We start from the raw sequence: 20,463 nt of genomic DNA, 5'->3' as shown, positions 1-20,463 counted from the left end.
CAGTCAATGCTTCGTAACACGAACCCGCCAGCGCCCGAAAGACAGATGCCGCGCGGTTCGCTTCGATCCCTCCTGTGGCCCGATCTAGCCGTCGACATAGTTTCGCCAGTTGTGCTCCTCACGAAAGCCGAGCACCTCCCGGATCTTGCGATTTGAAAAGAGGGCTTCGTGTGTTTCCAGGTCGCGGCTTAGTGGAACGTCCGGGAAAAAGCGCGCCAGAATTTCCGCGTTCGGCATGTTGACCGAATTTGTGTCGTTTCCGGCATTGAAGACCTGAAATCCGAGACCGTCCTTCTCAAGGCACAAATCGACGATCTGTCCGAGATCCCGCGCGTCGATATAGCAAAAAATGTTCCGCCGCCGCTGCGCAGGGTTTTCAAAGAAGTCCGGAAAGCGATCATATTCATGCGGCTCAATGACGTTGCCGATGCGCAGCGCATAGATGTCGGCTCCTGAGCGGCGCTGGAAGGACCGCGCGGTCTGTTCGTTGACGACCTTGGAGAGACCGTAACTGTCCATCGGATTAACGTCGTAGTCTTCCTCCACCGGCAGGACGTCCGGATCGACTGTTCCATCGGCGAAACAGACGCCATAGGTCGTTTCGGAAGAGGCGATCACGATCTTGCGGATGCCGAGTTTCACGGCTGCCTCGATCACATTGTAGGTGCCAACGGTGTTGACCGCGAAGGTCTTGTTGTCCGGGTGTATCAGGATGCGCGGAACGGCTGCAAAATGCACGACGGCATCGAATGCTGGCACACCGGTTCCCGGTTCCAGCTCGTCGAAATTGGCGTAGCTGGTCATGACATTGAACATCTCGCCTGACTGGGTGATGTCTGCCGTGAGATTGTCGACGCCCGGATGATCAAGGGGCGTCAGGTCAACATTGACCACCCTGTGTCCTTTGCCCAGTAGATACGGCACGACGTGCCGCCCCGCCTTGCCGGAACCGCCGGTGAAAAGAATTCGTTTGGTGTTGTTCATGTTTCCGATCCCGGTTGGTTGGCGTGCGGTGCGACCATAGGGGAGGCGGCTCGCAAGACAAAGTGCCTGCCGGTCACAAGTCCGCAAGATTTGTCAGATGGGCCGGTGCTAGGTTCACCTCAATCAAGCAAGGGCGGTTCCGAATGACACATCACGAAAAACAATCGATTTCGCCGAAAGACGATGGCTATTTGCGGCGCTTCACGCGCGTTATCGAGTATATCTACGCGCATCTCGACGAAGATCCTGATCTGACCGTTCTGGCGGAGGTTGCCGCGCTGTCTCCATGGCACTGGCATCGCGTGTGGCATTCCGCCTATGGCGAATCGGTCGTTGCGACCGTCAAGCGACTGAGGCTGCACAGGGCGTCCGCGGATCTTACCTATTCCCGGATGCCGATTGCCGAAATCGCCGCGAGGGCCGGTTACAGCAGCCAGGAAGCGTTCAGCCGCAGTTTCAAGAAAGTCTATGGCCAGTCTCCCTCAAGCTACCGTGAGGGAGGTGTTGAAGGCCGACTCGAGCCCGCCAATGGCGGTGCTCCCATTCCCCGAACCAGAGGATCACTTCTCATGCATCAAGTAGAAATCAAAGCTATTGCGCCCGACACGCTCGCCGTCATTCCCCACAAGGGTCCTTACATGGAAATCGGCAAGGCCTTTGAAAAGGCCATCGGTGTTCTTGCCAGCCGAAATCTGATGGGACAGGTCGGGATGATGAAAGGTTTGTACTATTCCGATCCGACGCACGTGCCGGAAGACGAGCTACTTTCGGCGGCGGGCGTGTCGGTCTCGGAGGGCTTTCCCATCGAGGCCCCTTTTGAAGGGGTTGAAACCTATGGCGGCGACTATGCTGTCCTTCACTACAAGGGGCCCTACGCCGATATGAAATGGGCCTACGAGTGGCTCTATGGCGAATGGCTGACCCAGTCGGGCCGGGAACCGGCAGATGCGCCTTGCATGGAAGTCTACCTCAACAATCCGAGGGATACGGCGCCCGCGGATCTTCTGACCGACATTTGCCTGCCACTGAAACCGGCTGCCTGACGGGCATGGCGTTCGTTCACAGCGGCCAGAAGACCAGGATTGCCGGTATGGAAACTGCCAGGACCAGGATTTCGAGGGGCAGACCAATGCGCCAGTAATCGCCGAACCTGTAGCCCCCGGGCCCCATTATGATGGTGTTGTTTTTGTGTCCTATCGGCGTGAGGAATGCGCAGGATGCGGCAACGGCCACAGCCATCAGAAACGGGTCCGGGTTGACATTGAGGCTTCCGGCAATCTGAACGGAGATGGGAGCAGCGATCAGGCAAGTCGCCACGTTGTTCAAAAAATCCGACAAAGTCATTGTGACGATCATCAATACGGTGAGTGTGACCCAGGCGGGCGCTCCCGCCGTTACCGCAACGATACCGTCGGCAATCAATTGCGCATTGCCGGCGCTTTCGAAGGCCTGACCGAGCGGGATCAGAGAGCCGAGCAGGACGATGACCTTCCACTCGACTGCGTTATAGACTTCCGAGCCGCTGACGAGGCCAGTCGCCGCGTAGAGCACCACACAAGCAGCCAGGGCCACCGGGAGATAGGCGAAGCCGGCGACCGCCACGGCAATTGCCAGGATAAAACCCACAATCGCGAGCCACGCCTTGTTGCGCTGGATCATGCCGGTCTGGCGTCCTTCCAGGGGAAGAACTCCCAACCAGTTGAACGCGTTCTCCAGACGTTCGGGTGTGCCGATCAGCAAAAGCACATCACCTGGACGGATGATCTCATGCCGCACCCGTTTCTGGATCCGGCGGCCTTCTCGGGAAATCCCAAGCAACGTTACGCCATGGCCATAGAGAAGCCGCAGGTTGAAAGCGTTGGTCCCCGTTATGCGGGCACTGTCCGGCGCGATTGCCTCGGCAAGCGACAATGCGGAACCACCAAGACCGCCTTTGTGCCTCTCGGATCCCGCGAAGTCGAGCTTGGCAGTACCCATGAAGCTCTCGATTGCCTTCGGGTCTCCCTCGACAACGAGGAAATCACCGCTCTTGATCGGCTCACGCCTGGCAAAACCTTTGATGCGTCGCCCGTTTCTGATCAGGCCGATGATCGTGACATCCTTGTCCTCGGCCACCGGATAAAGGTCGCCGACCGAAACCGGGTTCTCCTCGGAAACCTTGCTGACTTTCAGCTCCGCGGAATAGAGGCTCTCGGCAAAGCCCTCGTCCTTTGGTCTCTCGCGAAAATGCGCCGGAAGCAGGCGCCAGCCGAAGAGGGCCACAAAGGCAATCCCGAAAATCGCGACTGTCAGGCCTACCGGCGCAAAGTCGAACATGGAAAACGGCGTGCCGAGCGCATCGGACCTATACTCGGCAATCACGATGTTCGGGGGCGTTCCGATGAGCGTGATCATGCCGCCGAGGATCGTCGCAAACGAGAGCGGCATCAGCGACAGGCCAGGCGATCTTCCGGCCTTTTTGGCCGCCTCCAGATCGAGAGGCATCAGCAGCGCCAGGGCGGCAACATTGTTGATGATGCCGGACAGACCTGCTCCGACAACCGACATCAGCGTGATATGTTTCGCCAGGCCCCGGGACGCGGAGAGAAGACGGTTTGCAATCAGTTCGACAGCTCCGGAATTCATCAGTCCCTTGGAGACGATGAGGACGAGCGCGATGATGATGACAGCTGAATGGCCGAAGCCGGCAAATATCTGATCAGAGGGAACGAGCCCTAAAAAAGCGCCAACGATCAGTGCAGCGAAGGCAACGAGATCGAACCTGATGCGGCCCCAGACGAGCAGAGCGAAGACAATCCCGAAAAGTACAAACAATGCGATCTGGTCAAAGGTCACGAAAAAAGTCCTCGAAATACAAATCAGTCAAATCAGCCGAATCTGAACATGACAGATCGTTAATCTCAAGGCCACGTTGCGAACATCTCCCGTCACCACATCCCTTTCAGCAGCAAGGCAATGATGCTCTTGCATAGAAGGGAGTGAATGAGATGAAGTATAAAAGTAGCCCGCTTGACACTGTCGACATCATGGCGCGTGCGTCACAAGATCAACAGGCGCGCCTGAGTTCCCTGTTTGGTTTCGGCAAGCAACGTGGCAAGTGGAAGAACAACAGAGGTCCCAACCCGCTGACCATGCTGGGCCTGGACCGCAGCTAAGAAAAAACCCCCGCCGGTTCGCCGGCGGGTTTTTTTGTTTGAGCGTTCCGCAAACCGTATCCCGCCACTGCGGAGCGGCACAAAGCTTGCCGCGCTTCTCCTCCAAAAAACCGGCGGGTGTCCCTTCCGATTTGCCCAATTGAGAGGGTGGACGTTTTGTAATCTTCCGTTCAGACGCCGGACACAGGTGCTCACCATATTCTCTTCAGGCACGAGGCTTCCAAGCCTTTTGAACAGAAGAGGAGAAAACGATGGAATACAACAATCGCGCATACTACGAAATAAGCCACTTGCTTCGCGAATATGGTGCTCCGGCTACAAGCTCCAGTACGCGCACGGATCTTAAGAAGAACCGGAAGTGGTTAGACCAGAAGGGTCCCAATCCGCTGATGATGATGGGTCTGGACCGTAGCTAAGAAAAACCCCGTTGGATGCACCAACGGGGTTTTCTTTTGTCTTCTGCCTGATTTCAAACGACCTTGACGTGAAGTGCAGGCAAATCCGTGATGACTGCTTCCATCGTGTCGCCGCGTTGAACCGGTCCGACTCCTGCTGGGGTCCCGGTCAGAATGACGTCGCCTGCTGCCAGTTCGAAATAGTTCGACAGATACGAAATCATTTCGGGCACTTTCCAGATCATCTGGTTCAAATCACCTTGTTGGTGGACGGTGTCGTTGACCCTCAGGACAATCTCTCCGTTCGAGAGATGTCCGCACTCGGCGGCTGTAACAATTGGGGTTATCGGGGCCGAAGCTTCGAAGGCCTTGCCGATTTCCCAGGGGCGGCCCATTTTTTTCGCTTCGCCCTGCAGATCGCGGCGTGTCATGTCCAGTGACACCGCATAACCGAAGACGTGGCCCAGGGCCTCATCGACCGGAATGTTCTTTCCACCGGACTTCAGCGCAACGGCGAGTTCCACTTCATGGTGAACATCTTCGGACTGGGGCGGGTAGGGGAACGAGCCCGACGTGTCGAGGTTATCCGGGTTCTTCTGGAAGAAGAACGGTGGCTCCTTGTCCGGGTCGTGTCCCATTTCGACTGCGTGCGCGGCGTAGTTGCGCCCAATGCAATAGACCCTGCGCACCGGAAAGAGATCTTCAGTCCCCTGGATTGGAAGAGAAGGAATGGACGGGGGCGTGATTGCATAAGACATTGAGTATCCTTGCGTTATTGGAGCGCCGCTTGATAGGCTCTTTTCAGGGACGATAACAGCTTCGTCCGGTCATAGCCGCGGTACCAGTCAAAATCTTCATCGCGGCGCGTTTCCGCCAGGTCGGTATCCACGACCGCGCGGAACTTACCTGATGCACTCACCGCAAACACGAATGGGATTCCATCTCCCAGATGTTCCAAGGCACCCGACGTTTCCAGAACCCGGTCTCCGTTCGGTGCGAAGAAGTAGTCTATGTGCACGACCACGAAGTGATCCCGAACGAAGGCATTCAAAGCCGAAGCTTCGTCGCTCATGTCGCGCTTCTCGCGCTCATACAAGGTCGCCTCATAAATCTCGTCCGGCGCGCTCGGATCGGCATAGACGTAGTCGAACTTTGTTTTCTCTCCGGCAAGATAGGCATTCAGGACATGGCACCAGATGCACCACTCTGCGCCGTAGGAGACAAGTACCACTTTGTCCTCGTCTGCTGCTTTTTGCATTGCCATTTCAAAAAGCAAGCGCTGATCGGAGCATTCATCGTAGATCCGCGCGTGTCCGCGCCTGCACTCCGGATCGATCTTGTCGGGGACTTTGCTAAACCCGGCTGCTTGCCCGGAAGACAGTGCTGATAGGATTATGCAAATTGTCAGCAGAATTCTCATCGGATGCAGCCTCATTCACGCGCAGACAGACCAAAGGCGCAGGTCCGCTTCAGGGACTTGATCTGCACCTTCAGGCAAATTTCTTTACATTCATGAAAACGGCGAGACCTCTGCTCGTTGGATCCGTCTAAGTGTTGAACTTGAAGAGCAAAACATCGCCGTCTTTGACGATGTATTCCTTGCCTTCGTCCCTTGCCTTGCCCGCTTCCTTGGCCGGGTTTTCGCCTCCGAGCGTCACGTAGTCATCATAGGCGATTGTCTGGGCACGGATGAAGCCGCGCTCAAAATCGGTATGAATGACCCCGGCAGCCCCCGGCGCCTTGGTGCCCTCTGTAATCGTCCAGGCGCGGGTTTCCTTCGGACCGGCGGTGAAGTAGGTGATCAGACCAAGAAGGTCATAGCCGGCGCGGATCATCCGGTCGAGGCCGGGTTCTTCCAGTCCGATTGTTTCCAGGAATTCGTCCTGCTCTTCCTTGTCGAGCTGCGAGATTTCCGCCTCGATGGCCGCGGAAATGACGACTGCGACAGCCCCTTCTTCCTTGGCCTTTTCGGCAACTTTCCGCGACAGGTCGTTGCCGTCCGCTGCTGAAGCCTCGTCGACGTTGCAGACGTAAAGCACTGGCTTGGAGGTCAGCAGATTCAACCCCTTCAGCATCTTGGCTTCTTCGGCATCGGCTGTCTCAAGCGTACGGGCCGGTTTGCCATCCTGCAGGAGAGCAAGAGCAGCTTCCATGATCGGCAGAACCGCCTTGGCTTCCTTGTCACCGCCAGTCGCCTTCTTTTTCAAGGGAGCGATGCGGCGCTCCAGGCTCTCCATGTCCGCGACCATAAGTTCGGTCTCGACCGTTTCGGCATCGGCGAGCGGGTCAATGGCACCGTCCACATGCGTGATGTCGTCGTCTTCGAAGCAACGCAGCACATGGGCAATGGCATCGACTTCACGGATGTTGGCCAGGAACTGGTTGCCGAGGCCTTCCCCCTTCGAGGCACCGCGGACGAGGCCTGCAATGTCGACAAAGGTAATGCGGGTCGGAATGACTTCTTTCGATTCGGCAATGTCGCGAATGGCGTAAAGGCGCGGATCAGGAACCGCAACTTCGCCGGTGTTCGGCTCGATTGTGCAGAACGGATAGTTTGCGGCCTGGGCTGCCGCGGTTTTGGTAAGCGCATTGAAAAGCGTGGACTTGCCGACATTCGGCAGCCCGACAATGCCGCACTGGAATCCCATGGGAGATCGCTTTCGGTTCGTGTGTGAAACTGTTGCCGCGCTACATGCCCGAGCACGCCCAGCAGGTCAAGGCTTGGCCTGCGCGGGAGCGCAAAACAAGCCTCGCTTCCTATAATCTATGCCTAATACCGGTCGGTCTACTGTAGCCCGGCGGGATCGACGATACCGCGTTTGCATCCCATGCCTGTGGCATCAGCTGAACGCATCAGGTCGCCGAGATCGGAGGTCTGTGAAATCGTGCCCTGCAGGCTTATCCAGATTTCGTTGATCAGCGTGCGGCCGGAATCCGATTTGCACTTGATCAGGACCCGTTCCCCGCTGCCGTTTCCGAAACTTGAATCGAAAGCGGCCCTGATTTCCGCACCGGTGATCTCGTTGCCGACGTTGTTGAAGAAGAGGTCTCCGACTGCGGAGTCGTTGACGAGCCCCGTGAGGTAAAGCGTGTCATCGTAGTATTCGTCGGCGCCGCCCTCACCGAAATAGCAGGTGCCGTGCTTGATCCATTCATGATGGTGCAGAAAGCTCGCAAATCCCGGCATAGCAGCTTCAAGTGCGTCGGCGGTTTCCGTGTCTATGTCCGGTGCGGGCAGGCGGTGCCAATTGTCGGGATTGTCGAGGTTTCTGATCGTGTTGGGGACGCCGCAATAGTCGTTGCCCTTCGGCTGTGGCCAGAGGCCGTGGATCGACAGTTGCCGCGTGGTGTGCGGAAGGTGGCCGTCGTTGAGATCCCGGCATTCCTTTTTGCCCGGACGGGTTTCGCAAAACGCCGGCTGCCAGCTCAGCGTCAGCAGGTTTTCGGTCGACTCCGTTCCGGTCTGGTCAATGACGACGTCGTCCGTGTCTTCACCCGTTCCGCTGGTGCGGGTATCGGCTTCAACGACGTGGAGACCGCAGGCTGTGCTGACCCAGCGCGACGCAGTGACGGGCGCGTCGTCGACCTGCACCTGGAAGAAGTCTCCACCTTCCTTGTTGATGCCAAGCATCTTGTAAGCCCTGTCCGGGCGCGTGACGATATTGCCCGGATTAGTCTGCTTGTTCTTGCTCTGATACGCCTCGCAAGCTTTTTCGGCTATGAAATAGCCTTCAAGCTTCACAAAGGCAAAGGCGGAAGCTGTAAAAGTTATTGAAATTGCTGCAAATATTAGAGATTTAAGCATGGTTCATCTCCCAAGCTACAATGAAAAACATTGTATCATCATGGATGAGCCGTGTCGATTTTGTGACGCGAATCACACTTTTTATTCTCGTTAAGGTTGCAATTCGAGGCTGAATTCCTGAGCCTGGACGGGCCCTATTTTCCACCCAGAAGTTTTTTCAGCATCTCGGCCATCGGTCCGGATTTGGGCAAGTCAACCGGTTTCTTCTGACGTGCCTGGCGGATGTGACTTTGCCCTTTGGGTTTTTGCGTTCCACCCTTGTCCTTGCGGGGTGTGCCGCCTTGGTCCGTCCGCTGCGCTTTCTCAGGTGCCAATGCAAGCGTCAGTTTGTTTGCGAACTGGCTGTCCTTGCCCTCGGCCAGCAAATCGGCGTGATCCGCGATGTTCAAAAGCAACGGTTCAAGCCAGTCACGGTCCGACTTGGCAAAGTCGCCGAGCACATAATTTGAAACAAGTTTCTTGTCGCCCGGATGACCAATGCCTAGACGAAGTCTGCGGTAGTCGGCGCCAATATGGGCGGTAAGCGATCTCAGCCCGTTGTGACCACCGTGACCACCGCCTTTTTTCATCCGGAATTTGGCCGGTGGCAGATCGAGCTCATCGTAGAGAACAACGATGTCTTCAGGGTCGATCTTGTAAAACCGCGCTGCTTCCCCGACCGCGCGGCCCGATTCATTCATGTAGGTAGATGGTTTCAAGAGAAGGACTTTTTCGTTTCCGAGTCTGCCTTCCGATACTTGTCCCTGAAACCGGGCGCGCCAGGGCTGGAAGCCGGAATGGCGGCGATGAATTTCGTCAACAGCCATGAACCCGATGTTGTGCCGGTGCCCCTCGTATTTGGAGCCGGGATTGCCAAGTCCGACGATCAGTTTCATCTCGCACCTTCAACATCATGGCTGAAACGAAAAGGCAGCCGAAAACGGCTGCCCCGATACAGAAGGCGGTGGCCGCCTTCTGTGAAAATCCGGTCAAAGCGTAAGCTTACTCGCTGGCAGCTTCTTCTTCGGTTGCTTCTTCTTCCGAAGCTTCGCCTTCTTCTTCTTCCTTCATGCCGGCCGGTGCAGCGATCGTCGCGATGGTGAAGTCGCGATCGGTGATCGTCGGCTGGCAGCCTTCCGGAAGAGTAACTGCGGAAATGTGCAGACTGTCACCCGGCTCTGCATTCGCAAGGTCAAGCTCGAGGGATTCCGGAATGGAGTCCGCCGGAACTGTCATTTCAACGGTGTGACGAACAATGTTCAGAACACCACCCTTTTTGAGGCCTGGGCAGTCTTCTTCGTTCAGGAATTGAACCGGAATTTCGACTGTGAGTGTTGCGCCTTTTGCAACGCGCAGGAAATCGACATGAAGGACATCGTCGCGCACCGGGTGCAGCTGATAGTCCTTGGCGATGACCTGGTGCTTTTCACCGTCGACATTGATGATGCCGATCTGTGCGGTGAAACCACCCTTGTGAAGGGTGATGGTGGTTTCCTTCACCGGAATGGTGATCGGCATTGCCGGTTTCTTGTCGCCGTAGATCACGGCAGGTAGAAGGCCTTCGCGACGCAGTGCCCGTGCGGCCCCCTTGCCCACCCGGTCCCGTGCCGACGCCTTCAGCTCATAGCTGGCAGCCATGGCAAACTCCTTGAGTGTATGGTAACGGACCGGCGAACCACCGCATCGTGTTGACTTGAGTTGTCCGGGATCGGTCCAGGTGCGCCTCCTCCAGGGGTGCAGGCGCGAGCGCGCGTATAACGGAAAAGCTCAGAGGATGCAAGCGCTGCAAAGGATTCTGCTTGGTTTCTCTGTTTCCACGCGGCCTAACCTTCCAGCCTGCGGCTGGTGTCTTCAACGAATTTCGTATCGGCTTTTTTGGCAAACGACGCGCGCCAGGGTTCAGCCAATTGTTCGAGCTGCGAAAGGGTCTTGGCGATAGCAGGGTCGAGACGGGGATTGAACCTTGCCAGGATGACGTCACGCAGGTTCCATTCAGGGCAGGGGCGTTCCACGAGCGATAATCTGTCCCCTTCCTGCAGAACCCCTGTTTCCAGCACCCGGACGTACCAGCCGGTCTTGCCTGACTTCTGGAAGGATGCTGCCATGGCCGGATTGTCTGTATGAAGGTTCAGCTTCCAGCATGGCTGGCGGCCCTGCGAGATCTGCAGGCGCACCTGGCCGGCTTCCAGAACGTCACCGATACAAAGGTTTTCCTCGGTGAGGCCAGTGCTAGAAATGTTTTCGCCAAAGCCGCCGGGCCGGAAGGTTTGAGGTGTTTGCGGAAAAGCCTCGAGCCAGTCTTCGTAATGTTCCGAGGGATAGATGTGCAGGGCTTTGTCAGGGCCCCCATGCGCTTCCAGATCCGCTTGACGGTCTCCGGCGAGACCCGTCGGCGTTACTTCCCGCGGTCCTTGCCGGCGGCTCTTGCGTATCGCGGAAGGTGCTTTTCCTTCCCAGCGGTGTTCCGGGCTTCCTTCGTAAAGAGCGAGAATACTGGCAGTGATTTCCATGATCTTAGCGTTCCTACGCGGCTTCGTGTTCGTGGCAGATCTGTTCTGAATCCGATTGATTGAGCGGCACTTCGAGCAGATTGCAATGAGCCCCGCCCGATATCTGCGCGAAATGCCTGCATGACCGGCAGATGCCGAAAGATCTGCCGCCCCGTTTCCGGAGAATTGCAAGCACCAGCGTCTTCAGCGATCCAGCGAGCGCTTCGACGGTTTCAGCAGGCAGGTCATCAATGACGCCGCTCAGGTCCGAAACAGGGTCGTCCAGCAACGCTTTCCCTTCGTCTGTCACGTCGTAGCGGATGCTGCGCTTGTCGGTTTCGGATCTGGTCTCGTTGATCAGGTTCTTGCGGGCAAGCGCCTTCAGTGTCTGGGAGGCTGTTCCACGTGTTGTCGCGAGATAGGCCGCAACATGGGACGGAGCACGCGAGAACCTGTTGGCGCGAGCGAGATAGGCTAGCGCTGCGAACTGCGACGGGTTCAGTGGGCCGTTCCAGTCTTCGGCAGCATTCAGCCTTGAAAGCCGATCGATGAGTTCCCGGATCGCCAGGACGTGAGTCGTGTCGTTCATGTCCAATATGTAGCGAGTCGAAATTAAACTTGCAATAGTTTCGACTCGCTACTATTAAATCATCATCTTCAAATCAGGAGTTTTGCAAATGTTGAAATCGATCCTCGGAAGTTTGGTGATCGCGAGCGTCCCGGCGCTTGCGCTTGCAGATGGCGGCCATAACCATCACGCGCTGCATCAAGCGAGCGCGGTTCAGTCGCCTGAGAATACCGCTCTCGATCCGAACTACGATATTCTGGCGGCACATGTGCACCGTGAAGGCCGTGTCGTCACATTCCACATGACGCTCAAAGGCACAGCAGGCGAGACCATCCCCGAACCCGCCGGAGAACTCGCAGGCGCTCCTGTAGAGGCTTACGTCTGGCCGACTTCGCTTCCGCCGGAAAGCGTCGGGTTCGAGGGAGGCGAGGGAATACTTGCCCTTGTTGCGACCAGCCATCCCGATTTCGACGACACACCGCTCTTTGATGAAGATGGCGATGGGGATGTCGCCAATGACGGCGCAAAATGGCATTCGCACTGGGTCGTTCTCACGCCAAATGACGTGTGTGGCGCTGGTGCGCTTTCCGTTCAGGACATTCCAAACGGAGCGACGCCGAAGATGCCCGCGACCTGGCCGGGCCTGCCCCTATATCTCGACAGCCCGGGTTTCACCCCTATTCTCGAGGGACCGGAAATCACAATAAACGTTTCATTCGCCGACGAAGCAACTGCGGCAGATCTGTCGTATGACGGTGTCACGTCGGCCCTGCGGGTCAACCAGAACGTCCATGCGCCTCTGCTTTGCGTCACGGACGTCTTCGATGTCGCGTCAGGTGACCTGAGTCTGCCGGGAAGATTGGATTGACCGATGCACTTATAAAGGGCGTTCTCGCCCTTTATATTTATTGATTGTAATTTACAATCAGAAATGGAATGTAATCATAAATTCTATTGTCTGAATTATCAGTATTTCCACTTTTTTTTGACTTTTTGTGTAGTTGTTTCAAGAAACCAATTCTCCATACATAGAATTTTAATCCGCTCGATACAGCATTTCCCGAGGCAAGCAACTTGGGAGACATCAATGAAACATTTTCTTTATGCCACAGCAGCAATCGGCTTTCTGTTTGCAGGCTCCGCGTCCGCAAACGAATTCGAAAGTGAGCTCAAGTCACTGGCATCCGGCAAGATTGCAGAGATCGCAGCATCCAGTGAAGTCATCGAAGCTGTTAAGGCGCAGAACGGCGAAACATCTGCTTTCGACCAGGCGAAAATCGACGAACTGGACAAGACATGGCGTGCAGAAGCTGAAGCTGTTGACCAGCCCATGATCGACGCCATTCTGGACAAACCGCTGTCAGCGTATCTCGCTGAAGTTCAGGAAGGCAGCGATGGTCTCTTCACTGAAATCTTCGTCATGGACGGCAAAGGTCTCAACGTTGGCCAGAGCGACGTGACGTCCGACTACTGGCAGGGCGATGAGGCCAAGTGGCAGGACACGTACCCATTGGGTAAGGGCGCCGTGCACATCAGCGACCTTGAAGAGGACGACAGCACGCAGACTTTGCAAAGCCAGGTCAGTGTGACCGTCGTCGATCCGGCCAGCGGTGAAGCGATCGGTGCAGTCACGTTCGGTGTAAACGTCGAAAACCTCTGATACCGAGTATCGCGGGAAGGCAAGACCTTCCCGCAAATTTCTGGAGAAACTTGTGAAAGTTGCGGCTAAACTTCCGGCGCTGGTTCTTGGTATTGCGCTTCTCTGCTCTGCCGGTGTCGGCATTGCCAGCTACGTTTCGAGCGCGGATACGGTTCGCGGACAGGCTGAACAACGTTTGATGGCACTGGCAGAAAGTCGCAGCGACAGTCTGCAGGAGTTTTACCAGCGCAAACAACGGACAATCGAAGGCCACGTTCAAGGCAAAACGCTTCGCGCGGCCTATAGCGCCTTTGATACAGCCTGGGCAAAATACAAGGACAAAGCGTCCGAAACGCTGACGAAGATCTATGTGACGGATAATCCGCACCCCGTCGGTGAGAGAGACCAGCTCGTCAAGGCGGGGCGAAAGCCATATGACAAGGCGCACGCCAAACATCACAGCCCCTTGCGCGACTTCGCCGACGCCAACCGGTTTCCGGACCTGCTTCTGGTCAACATGAACGGCGACGTTATCTATAGCGCGCGCAAACTCAGCGACTTCGGGGTCAATCTGAATTCAGGTGACTGGCAGGATACGCCGGTCGCAGATGCCTACGACAAGATCATAACGGGCGGGTACCAGGATCTCCTGGCTTACGACCCGATTGCGTATCCGGGAAAAAACAATCAGCCGACCGGCTTTCTGGCATCGCCGATCCTGGTCGGCTCCAAAACCATCGGAATGGTGGTTTACGAAGCACCGACACAGGAAGTAACAGCGCTGCTTGGTAAATTTGCCGGACTTGGCGAAACAGGTGAAACGCTGCTGATAAATCAGCACGGTCTGGCCATGAATGACAGCCTTCGTTCACCGGAGACATCAGAGCTGTTAAGCGCTGACTATTCAGCGCCGGAGATCCTCTCTGCCATGGGCGCACAGAGCCTATTCACGCGTTTGGCAGACTATAACGGGCGAGATGTCTTTGCGGCGATTGTGCCGGTGTCGGCGTTCGGACAGCAATACGCGGTTGTTGTTGTGCAGGGGGCCGCCGAGGTTCTGGCACCCTTGACGACATTGCAGTTCTGGATATTTGCAATCGCTATCGTCTGTGCCGTTCTGGCCTGCGTGATCGGCCTTGTCATGGCGCGCAGTCTGTCCAGCCGGCTCTCGGCGCTGGGCGACATCATGAACAAGCTTGCAGGCGGCGATACGAGTGTCGAAGTACCCGCGCAGTCCACACGTGACGAGATTTCGGAAATGGCGGCATCGGTCGATGTCTTCCGCGAAAACGCGCTGGAGCGGGAGCGCCTTGAGGCGGCTCAGCGCGAGACGTCTTTGGAGCAGGAACGTCAAGCCGCGGCAGTTGCCGATCTGATTTCGGATTTCCGGTCTGAAGTGACGCAGATGCTGGATGCCGTTTACAGCAACAGCGAGCAGATGAGGGTCGCTGCAGAGGACCTGAACGGGGTCGCGGACGAGACGGCGGGAGAAGCATCCAGCGCATCGAGCGCATCTGAAACGGCGTCGACCAACGTTCAGACCGTTGCATCTGCTTCAGAAGAATTGTCAGCTTCCATTCAGGAAATCCGTCGTCAGGTACAGTCAACAACGGAAATCGTGCGCAGTGCAACACAGGCCGCGGTGCAGACAAACACCAAGATCGAGGGCCTTGCCGAGGCCGCACAGCGGATCGGCGATGTGGTCAATCTGATTTCGGCCATTGCAGAACAGACCAATCTGCTCGCGCTGAATGCGACCATCGAAGCTGCAAGGGCCGGGGAAGCCGGGCGCGGGTTCGCTGTCGTGGCTTCCGAAGTCAAGGAACTTGCAACGCAGACGGCCAAGGCGACCGAAGAGATCGAAGGTCAGATCACCGAGGTCCAGGCGGCCACAAAGGATGCCGTTTCGGCAATCGCGGGCATCACCGAGACCATGAGCCAGGTGGATGAATACACCGGAACGATCGCTGCGGCTGTCGAACAGCAGGGCGCTGCAACCAACGAAATCTCCGTCAATGTGCAGGACGCGGCGCACGGGACACAGGAAGTTGCGCGGACGATCATCACGATTTCCGAAAAGGCACAGGTCACAAGCTCTTCGGCTGGCCAGGTATTGAATGCATCGACCGATGTCAACACGCGGACGACGGATCTTCGGGAAACAGTCGACAGGTTCCTGAAAGCGGTGGCGGCTGCCTAACCGCATCTGACCGCAGCTTAATTCCTCCATATGTCGTCCCGGTCTTGCCGCTTTCGCGGCAAACCGGGACGATAAATCCGTGAAGAGGTTCGCGTTCCCGAATTGGTGACGGAGGGAGTTATGCGGCTTTCCGAGCGGCCTAAGTCCGACAACGACGAGGCTGAAATTTGCGAACTCGCCCCCAAAAATTCGCAAGGTAGCCGCATCCTGAGAAAGGCCAATGGCGAGTCCCGAAAAGGGGGAGATACATCCTGGGTACGGCCCCTGTTTCCGGCGCGGCTTCTCAGATCAATGTCCTGTTTTCCGGGTCAGCCTTCGTTCGGTGCGTAGCTGCTCGGATCGACCATTTCGGGACGGTTGGGGAGAAACAGGTCGGTCTTGCGTTCGGGCGTTGCGGCAATGACCTTGCCGCTCTTGATCACCTTCAAACGGGTCGCCTTCAGGCGGATCGCCTCAATAGTGTCGCGTGCCTGTAGAACCACGAAGTCGGCCTTGCAGCCCCTTTCAACGCCATAGCCATCGAGCTTCATAGCCTTGGCGGGATGCGAGGTAACGCACTCATAGCAGTAGCGGATGTCTTCCCGGCTGGTCATCTGGGCCACATGAAGACCCATTGAAGCGACTTCGAGCATGTCGCCGGAACCCATGGAATACCAGGGATCCATGACGCAGTCGTGGCCGAAGGAGACGTTGACGCCATAAGAACGCAATTCCGGCACACGGGTCTGACCGCGCCGTTTGGGATAGGTGTCGTGCCGTCCCTGAAGCGTAATGTTGATCAGCGGATTGGCAATTGCGTGCACTTGGGCTTCTGCAATCAGCGGAAGCAATTTGGAAACGTAGTAGTTGTCCATCGAGTGCATTGAGGTCAGGTGAGACCCGGCGACGCGTCCCTGAAGTCCAAGCCGCTGTGTCTCATAGGCGAGCGTTTCGATGTGACGCGACATCGGGTCGTCGGTTTCGTCGCAATGCATATCGACCATCAGTCCGCGTTCGGCCGCGATTTCACAGAGCCGCTTTACGGACTTGGCACCATCCTCCATGGTGCGTTCGAAATGCGGGATGCCGCCGACGATATCGACGCCCATGTCGAGTGCTTTCAGGAGGTTCTTTTCGGCGTTGGGAGATCGGTAGAGCCCGTCCTGCGGGAAGGCCACAAGCTGCAGGTCGATATAGTCCCTGACCCGGTCCCGCACTTCCAAAAGGCCCTCGACGCCGGTCAGGCGGTCGTCGCAAACATCGACATGTGTGCGGATCGCCAGAAGGCCCTGAGAGACCGCGAGGTCGCAATATTTCAATGCCCGCTCGACAACCGCATCAACCGTCAGGATCTCCTTCAATTCCCCCCAAAGGGCAATGCCCTCCAGGAGGGTTCCGCTCTTGTTCATGCGTGGCAAACCAAGCGAAAGCGTTGCATCCATATGAAAGTGGCTGTCGACAAAGGGTGGGGATACGAGGTTCCCGTCGGCTTCGATCACCTGGCCTGCTTCGGCGGTGATGCCGGGGTCCACCGCTTCGATCCGGCCGTTCCGGCAGGCAATGTCGATACCCGTTCTGCCATCGGGCAGGTTTGCGTTTTTGACAATCAGATCAAAGCTCATCGGACTTGACCTCAGCGTTGGCCGCGGAAATAGGGGACGAGCAACGCTCTTGGATAATCAGCGCGGCGTGCCACGACAATCAGTGCGGCGATTGACAGAATATACGGCATCATCAGGAAGACCTGGCCTGGAATGAAGCTTCCCACTTCGGTCTGAAGACGCACCTGAAAGGCGTCGAATGCGCCGAAAAGAAGAGCTCCGAGCAAGGCTTTTCCGGGTCGCCAGGAGGCAAAGACTGTCAGCGCGATGCAGATCCAGCCGCGGCCATTGACCATGCCAAAGAAAAACGCGTCGAAAGCGGACATGGTCAAAAATGCGCCGCCAAGCGCCATGATCGAAGATCCGGCAACCACTGCACCGATGCGTATCGCATATACAGACAGCCCTTGCGATTCCACTGCAGACGGGTTGTCGCCCACGGCCTGAATCGCCAGGCCGAGCGGGGTGCGGTAGAGAAGATACCCGGTCGCCGCAACGAGCAGCAATGCCAGGAATGTCAGTGACGTCTGCTGGAAAAGGGCAGGGCCGAGGAACGGCAATTCGCTCAGTACGGGAATGTCCAGCGGTTGGAAGGCCTCGATGCGAGGAGGTGAAGACACGTCAGGCAGCGCAGTCCGGTAGACAAAGTAACTGAGCGATGTGGCGAACAACGTGACGCCGATACCGGAGACATGCTGCGACAGACCCAGCGGGACCGTCAGGATCGCATGGATCAGTCCGAAGACCGCGCCGGCAAAGGCTGCGACAAGAACGCCGCCCCACAGTCCCGTGCCAAGCCAGACCGCCATCCAGCCGGCCATTGCTCCTGCCGTGAATATGCCCTCAATGCCCAGATTGAGCACACCTGCACGCTCGCATATCAGGGCACCGATCACGCCGAAGATCAAAGGCGTCGCGATGCGCAGCGCGGCGGCCCAGAAATTGGGCGAAATGAGTATCTCGAGAATTTCGATCATCCTGCAGACCCCTTTGTTGCTGGAGCGCTGATGAATCTCACCTTGAACCGTAGAAACAGACCGGAAACCAAAACACACAAGAGCGCCATCGCAACGATCAGGTCTGCGAGATAGTTGGAAACACCGGTCGCACGGGACATTGAGTCTGCGCCGACAAAGATGCTGGCGATGAAGAGCGCGGCAAAAACCACTCCGATCGGAGAGAGGCCCGCCAACATGGCGACGACGATCCCCGAGTAGCCGAAGCCGGGTGACAGGTCAGCGGTCAGGTAGCCCTTGAGGCCTGCAACTTCACCAACGCCCGCAAGACCCGCAAGTGCGCCGGACAGAAGGCCTACCCGGATAAACGTTGCGGTCACGGGTATTCCGGCGTGCCGCGCCGCAGCCGCGTTTTCGCCAACCGCTCTGATCTCGAACCCCCAAACGGTTCGTTTCAGCAGGAAATAGACGCCCAATGATGCGGCAAGAGCTACAATCAGACCCCAATGGATGCGGGTGCGCTCCAGGAGTTTCGGCAGCGCTGCTTCATCAAGAATGGGTTCGGACTGCGGCCATCCCATTCCCATCGGATCCTGCATGGGACCTTCGAGCATCATCTGGACGAAGAGCAGAATGATGAAATTCAAAAGGAGCGTGGTGACGACCTCGTCAACTCCCAGCTTGCTTTTCAAAAGTGTCGGGCCGAGCATGACAAGCCCGCCCGCAAGCGCACCGGCGAGGGCGACAGCCGGAATAAGGATGTAACCCGGGCCGGAAATAGCGCCTGTGCCAACGGCAACAGCCGCCAGCGCCCCTGCATAGAGCTGACCCTCCGCCCCGATGTTCCAGAGCTTGGCACGGAATGCGACGGCTGCCGCGAGCCCGGTGAGGATGAGCGGTGTTGCACGTGTCAGCATTTCTGTGAAGGCAAAGACCGAGCCGAAAGCGCCTTTGACCATCAGGCCGTAGGCGTCAAACACGGAAAGACCGGCAAAACCCATCGGTATTGCCGCAAGCACAAGAGCAGCAGCACCCGCAGCAAGAGAGATTGCCAGCATGCGGGACACAGATGCCGGTGGGCGGGGTTCAAGGCGTATCATGCAGCTTCTTCCCCGCCATGCCCTGCCATCCGCAGACCCAGCGTGCCGCGGTCGAGGGTTTCAGTCTCCTCGGCTTCGGACAGATGCCCACGATGGATAACGGCGATCCGGTCAGAAAGGCGCATCAGTTCATCAAGGTCTTCGGATATCAGGATCACGCCAGCGCCTCTTTCCCTTGCTGCCAGAAGGCGCTTGTGGACGTCTGAAGTCGCGCCGACATCGAGACCTCGGGAGGGTTGCGCCGCCAGAACGACAGTCGGTTCCGGATCAAGCGTGCGTGCCAGAACAATCTTCTGGATATTGCCGCCTGACAAAAGACGCGCCTGACTGTCCTCTCCCTGGCACCGGATATCGTAGGCCTTGATCAATTGCCGCGCCTTGTCGCGCATTGCCCGGAAGCGCAACAGCCCGAAGCGCTGGTTTTCCGGGTGGCGGATGGTTTCGATCGCCAGGTTCTCCGAAACACTCATCGCGCCGACGATGCCGTCGCGGTGCCGGTCCTCGGGGATGCGTGCCAGACCGCTCTCAATCATTTTCCGGGCACTTGCGTGCGTTTCGTTTTGTCCGTTCAGGGAGATCGAGCCAAAAGCAGGGGGCACCAATCCGGATATAACGCGCGCGAGCATCGTTTGCCCGTTGCCGGACACGCCCGCGATTCCGAGGATCTCGCCCGCTCTCAGGGTCAGATCAACTTCATGAAGAGCATCGCGTCCATGCCCTGCGGAGACTTTGTCGAGCACATAAAGCAGAGCACCTGGAGATCCAGCGTTTCGCACGGTTTCAACTATTTCGTGGCCGACCATGAGTTCTGCAAGCTTTCTGAGATCGCATTCCGCGGTGGGCAGGTCCGCGACCTTGCGTCCGCCACGCAGCACCGCAACCCTGTGGGATGAGGCCATGACCTCCGCAAGCTTGTGCGAAATGAAGATGATGCCGAGCCCGTCCCTGGCCAGCTTGTTCAGGGTTGCAAAAAGCGTGTCGGATTCTTGCGGGGTCAGGACGGCGGTCGGTTCATCAAGCACCAACACCTTGGCATCGCGGTATAGTGCTTTCAGGATCTCGACACGCTGTTTTTCGCCGACTGAAAGCTGCGAAATCCGGGCATCCAAAGGAACGTTCAGTCCTGAGCGCGCAATCAGATCCTTGAGTTTCTTGCGCGCAGCCGCGTGCGCGGATGTCAGCGACGATAACTTTTCAGTGCCCAGGACGATGTTGTCGAGGGCGCTGAGGTTTTCCGCCAGCGTAAAATGCTGGTGCACCATGCCGATACCTGCTTCAAGCGCGGCGTGCGGTGATCCCGGCTCCAGTTCCTGCAAGCCCGTTCCACCGGTGCCAATAAGGACCCGCCCTTCATCGGCAACATAGTGGCCGAACAGGATATTCATCAGCGTGGTCTTGCCGGCGCCGTTTTCGCCCAGAAGTGCCAGGATTTCGCCGCGCTTGAGATCAAGTGAGACCTCGCCGTTTGCCGTAAGCGCCCCAAAGCGTTTGGTAATACCGTCCAACCTGAGAACGGTTTCCGCCTCGTTTGTGGGTCCCGTCATGCGGACCTCCGCGATGGTTTTCCTGAAGCCGCGACGGCGGCAAGTGGCGGCACGGCACCCGCAGTAAAT

At 57.2% G+C, this 20,463-nt stretch carries 19 protein-coding genes; 5 read left to right on the top strand and 14 right to left on the bottom strand.

From position 1 onward, the window contains the following. Positions 1-84: 84 nt before the first annotated feature. Entirely contained in the window at positions 85-984 is a 900-nt protein-coding gene (locus ABVF61_RS06820; RefSeq protein ID WP_353992766.1) for an NAD-dependent epimerase/dehydratase family protein, read from the bottom strand. Between the two features lie 143 nt (positions 985-1,127). Between ABVF61_RS06820 and ABVF61_RS06815 the strand changes: the two genes are divergently transcribed. After that, positions 1,128-2,027 (top strand): AraC family transcriptional regulator, encoded by a 900-nt coding sequence (locus ABVF61_RS06815; RefSeq protein WP_353992765.1) that lies wholly within the window; start codon positions 1,128-1,130, stop codon positions 2,025-2,027. Positions 2,028-2,043: 16 nt separating this feature from the next. Here ABVF61_RS06815 and ABVF61_RS06810 read toward each other — a convergent pair whose 3' ends face one another. Beyond that, positions 2,044-3,819, bottom strand: a complete 1,776-nt coding sequence (locus ABVF61_RS06810; protein WP_353992764.1) for an SLC13 family permease — start codon at positions 3,817-3,819, stop codon at positions 2,044-2,046. Positions 3,820-3,971: 152 nt separating this feature from the next. On the opposite strand from ABVF61_RS06810, the gene ABVF61_RS06805 reads away from it, so the two are divergent. Then, positions 3,972-4,139 carry a hypothetical protein gene (locus tag ABVF61_RS06805; RefSeq protein WP_353992763.1) on the top strand — a complete coding sequence of 56 codons (168 nt, stop codon included), beginning with the start codon at positions 3,972-3,974 and terminating at the stop codon, positions 4,137-4,139. Positions 4,140-4,608: 469 nt separating this feature from the next. On the opposite strand, the gene ABVF61_RS06800 is transcribed toward ABVF61_RS06805, so the two are convergent. The 8 genes from ABVF61_RS06800 to ABVF61_RS06765 all read right to left on the bottom strand — a co-directional run bounded on the left by ABVF61_RS06800 (position 4,609) and on the right by ABVF61_RS06765 (position 11,396). Continuing rightward, positions 4,609-5,292 (bottom strand): fumarylacetoacetate hydrolase family protein, encoded by a 684-nt coding sequence (locus tag ABVF61_RS06800; protein ID WP_353992762.1) that lies wholly within the window; start codon positions 5,290-5,292, stop codon positions 4,609-4,611. A gap of 14 nt (positions 5,293-5,306) precedes the next feature. After that, complete coding sequence (locus ABVF61_RS06795; RefSeq protein WP_353992761.1) at positions 5,307-5,792, bottom strand: hypothetical protein; 486 nt, start codon at positions 5,790-5,792, stop codon at positions 5,307-5,309. A gap of 289 nt (positions 5,793-6,081) precedes the next feature. Continuing rightward, the gene (gene ychF / locus ABVF61_RS06790) at positions 6,082-7,182 is read right to left on the bottom strand and encodes a redox-regulated ATPase YchF (RefSeq protein WP_353992760.1); all 1,101 of its coding nucleotides are present in this window, start codon (positions 7,180-7,182) and stop codon (positions 6,082-6,084) included. A gap of 137 nt (positions 7,183-7,319) precedes the next feature. Continuing rightward, positions 7,320-8,339, bottom strand: coding sequence for a ribonuclease T2 family protein (locus ABVF61_RS06785; protein WP_353992759.1), 1,020 nt, complete (start codon positions 8,337-8,339; stop codon positions 7,320-7,322). 134 nt (positions 8,340-8,473) lie between these two features. Continuing rightward, the gene (pth, locus tag ABVF61_RS06780; RefSeq protein ID WP_353992758.1) at positions 8,474-9,214 is read right to left on the bottom strand and encodes an aminoacyl-tRNA hydrolase; all 741 of its coding nucleotides are present in this window, start codon (positions 9,212-9,214) and stop codon (positions 8,474-8,476) included. 106 nt (positions 9,215-9,320) lie between these two features. Beyond that, the gene (locus tag ABVF61_RS06775) at positions 9,321-9,956 is read right to left on the bottom strand and encodes a 50S ribosomal protein L25/general stress protein Ctc (protein ID WP_353992757.1); all 636 of its coding nucleotides are present in this window, start codon (positions 9,954-9,956) and stop codon (positions 9,321-9,323) included. 185 nt (positions 9,957-10,141) lie between these two features. Continuing rightward, positions 10,142-10,828 (bottom strand): MOSC domain-containing protein, encoded by a 687-nt coding sequence (locus ABVF61_RS06770; protein WP_353992756.1) that lies wholly within the window; start codon positions 10,826-10,828, stop codon positions 10,142-10,144. A 13-nt stretch (positions 10,829-10,841) separates the two neighbouring features. Next, on the bottom strand, positions 10,842-11,396 hold the full coding sequence (locus ABVF61_RS06765; protein ID WP_353992755.1) for a MarR family winged helix-turn-helix transcriptional regulator: 555 nt from the start codon (positions 11,394-11,396) through the stop codon (positions 10,842-10,844). 88 nt (positions 11,397-11,484) lie between these two features. Here ABVF61_RS06765 and ABVF61_RS06760 point away from each other — a divergent pair, with 88 nt between their 5' ends. The 3 genes from ABVF61_RS06760 to ABVF61_RS06750 all read left to right on the top strand — a co-directional run bounded on the left by ABVF61_RS06760 (position 11,485) and on the right by ABVF61_RS06750 (position 15,214). Then, positions 11,485-12,243: a hypothetical protein gene (locus ABVF61_RS06760; RefSeq protein WP_353992754.1), complete on the top strand. Its 759-nt coding sequence runs from the start codon at positions 11,485-11,487 to the stop codon at positions 12,241-12,243. Positions 12,244-12,462: 219 nt separating this feature from the next. After that, positions 12,463-13,035 carry a hypothetical protein gene (locus ABVF61_RS06755; RefSeq protein WP_353992753.1) on the top strand — a complete coding sequence of 191 codons (573 nt, stop codon included), beginning with the start codon at positions 12,463-12,465 and terminating at the stop codon, positions 13,033-13,035. Between the two features lie 52 nt (positions 13,036-13,087). Then, entirely contained in the window at positions 13,088-15,214 is a 2,127-nt protein-coding gene (locus tag ABVF61_RS06750) for a methyl-accepting chemotaxis protein (protein ID WP_353992752.1), read from the top strand. A 308-nt stretch (positions 15,215-15,522) separates the two neighbouring features. Here ABVF61_RS06750 and ABVF61_RS06745 read toward each other — a convergent pair whose 3' ends face one another. The 4 genes from ABVF61_RS06745 to ABVF61_RS06730 are packed head-to-tail and all read right to left on the bottom strand — an operon-like array spanning position 15,523 to position 20,394. Then, positions 15,523-16,815 (bottom strand): amidohydrolase family protein, encoded by a 1,293-nt coding sequence (locus tag ABVF61_RS06745; protein ID WP_353992751.1) that lies wholly within the window; start codon positions 16,813-16,815, stop codon positions 15,523-15,525. Between the two features lie 11 nt (positions 16,816-16,826). Next, positions 16,827-17,771 carry an ABC transporter permease gene (locus tag ABVF61_RS06740; protein WP_353992750.1) on the bottom strand — a complete coding sequence of 315 codons (945 nt, stop codon included), beginning with the start codon at positions 17,769-17,771 and terminating at the stop codon, positions 16,827-16,829. Further along, positions 17,768-18,850, bottom strand: a complete 1,083-nt coding sequence (locus ABVF61_RS06735; RefSeq protein ID WP_353992749.1) for an ABC transporter permease — start codon at positions 18,848-18,850, stop codon at positions 17,768-17,770. Before ABVF61_RS06735 ends, ABVF61_RS06740 begins: the two co-directional genes overlap by 4 nt. Next, the gene (locus tag ABVF61_RS06730) at positions 18,847-20,394 is read right to left on the bottom strand and encodes an ABC transporter ATP-binding protein (protein ID WP_353992748.1); all 1,548 of its coding nucleotides are present in this window, start codon (positions 20,392-20,394) and stop codon (positions 18,847-18,849) included. Before ABVF61_RS06730 ends, ABVF61_RS06735 begins: the two co-directional genes overlap by 4 nt. Positions 20,395-20,463 lie beyond the last annotated feature (69 nt).

The sequence above is a fragment of the Roseibium sp. HPY-6 genome (assembly GCF_040530035.1).
Classification (GTDB): Bacteria; Pseudomonadota; Alphaproteobacteria; order Rhizobiales; family Stappiaceae; genus Roseibium.
This window is presented reverse-complemented; position numbering and strand designations above follow the sequence as displayed.

Bases quoted from the DNA above. Each gene is read 5' to 3' on its own strand.
- ABVF61_RS06785 (WP_353992759.1), bottom strand. From the start codon at position 8,339: ATGCTTAAATCTCTAATATTTGCAGCAATTTCAATAACTTTTACAGCT.
- ABVF61_RS06745 (WP_353992751.1), bottom strand. From the start codon at position 16,815: ATGAGCTTTGATCTGATTGTCAAAAACGCAAACCTGCCCGATGGCAGA.
- ABVF61_RS06765 (WP_353992755.1), bottom strand. From the start codon at position 11,396: ATGAACGACACGACTCACGTCCTGGCGATCCGGGAACTCATCGATCGG.
- ABVF61_RS06795 (WP_353992761.1), bottom strand. From the start codon at position 5,792: ATGCAAAAAGCAGCAGACGAGGACAAAGTGGTACTTGTCTCCTACGGC.
- ychF (WP_353992760.1), bottom strand. From the start codon at position 7,182: ATGGGATTCCAGTGCGGCATTGTCGGGCTGCCGAATGTCGGCAAGTCC.
- ABVF61_RS06775 (WP_353992757.1), bottom strand. From the start codon at position 9,956: ATGGCTGCCAGCTATGAGCTGAAGGCGTCGGCACGGGACCGGGTGGGC.
- ABVF61_RS06730 (WP_353992748.1), bottom strand. From the start codon at position 20,394: ATGACGGGACCCACAAACGAGGCGGAAACCGTTCTCAGGTTGGACGGT.
- ABVF61_RS06800 (WP_353992762.1), bottom strand. From the start codon at position 5,292: ATGTCTTATGCAATCACGCCCCCGTCCATTCCTTCTCTTCCAATCCAG.
- ABVF61_RS06740 (WP_353992750.1), bottom strand. From the start codon at position 17,771: ATGATCGAAATTCTCGAGATACTCATTTCGCCCAATTTCTGGGCCGCC.
- ABVF61_RS06755 (WP_353992753.1), top strand. From the start codon at position 12,463: ATGAAACATTTTCTTTATGCCACAGCAGCAATCGGCTTTCTGTTTGCA.
- ABVF61_RS06805 (WP_353992763.1), top strand. From the start codon at position 3,972: ATGAAGTATAAAAGTAGCCCGCTTGACACTGTCGACATCATGGCGCGT.
- ABVF61_RS06735 (WP_353992749.1), bottom strand. From the start codon at position 18,850: ATGATACGCCTTGAACCCCGCCCACCGGCATCTGTGTCCCGCATGCTG.
- ABVF61_RS06815 (WP_353992765.1), top strand. From the start codon at position 1,128: ATGACACATCACGAAAAACAATCGATTTCGCCGAAAGACGATGGCTAT.
- pth (WP_353992758.1), bottom strand. From the start codon at position 9,214: ATGAAACTGATCGTCGGACTTGGCAATCCCGGCTCCAAATACGAGGGG.
- ABVF61_RS06820 (WP_353992766.1), bottom strand. From the start codon at position 984: ATGAACAACACCAAACGAATTCTTTTCACCGGCGGTTCCGGCAAGGCG.
- ABVF61_RS06760 (WP_353992754.1), top strand. From the start codon at position 11,485: ATGTTGAAATCGATCCTCGGAAGTTTGGTGATCGCGAGCGTCCCGGCG.
- ABVF61_RS06770 (WP_353992756.1), bottom strand. From the start codon at position 10,828: ATGGAAATCACTGCCAGTATTCTCGCTCTTTACGAAGGAAGCCCGGAA.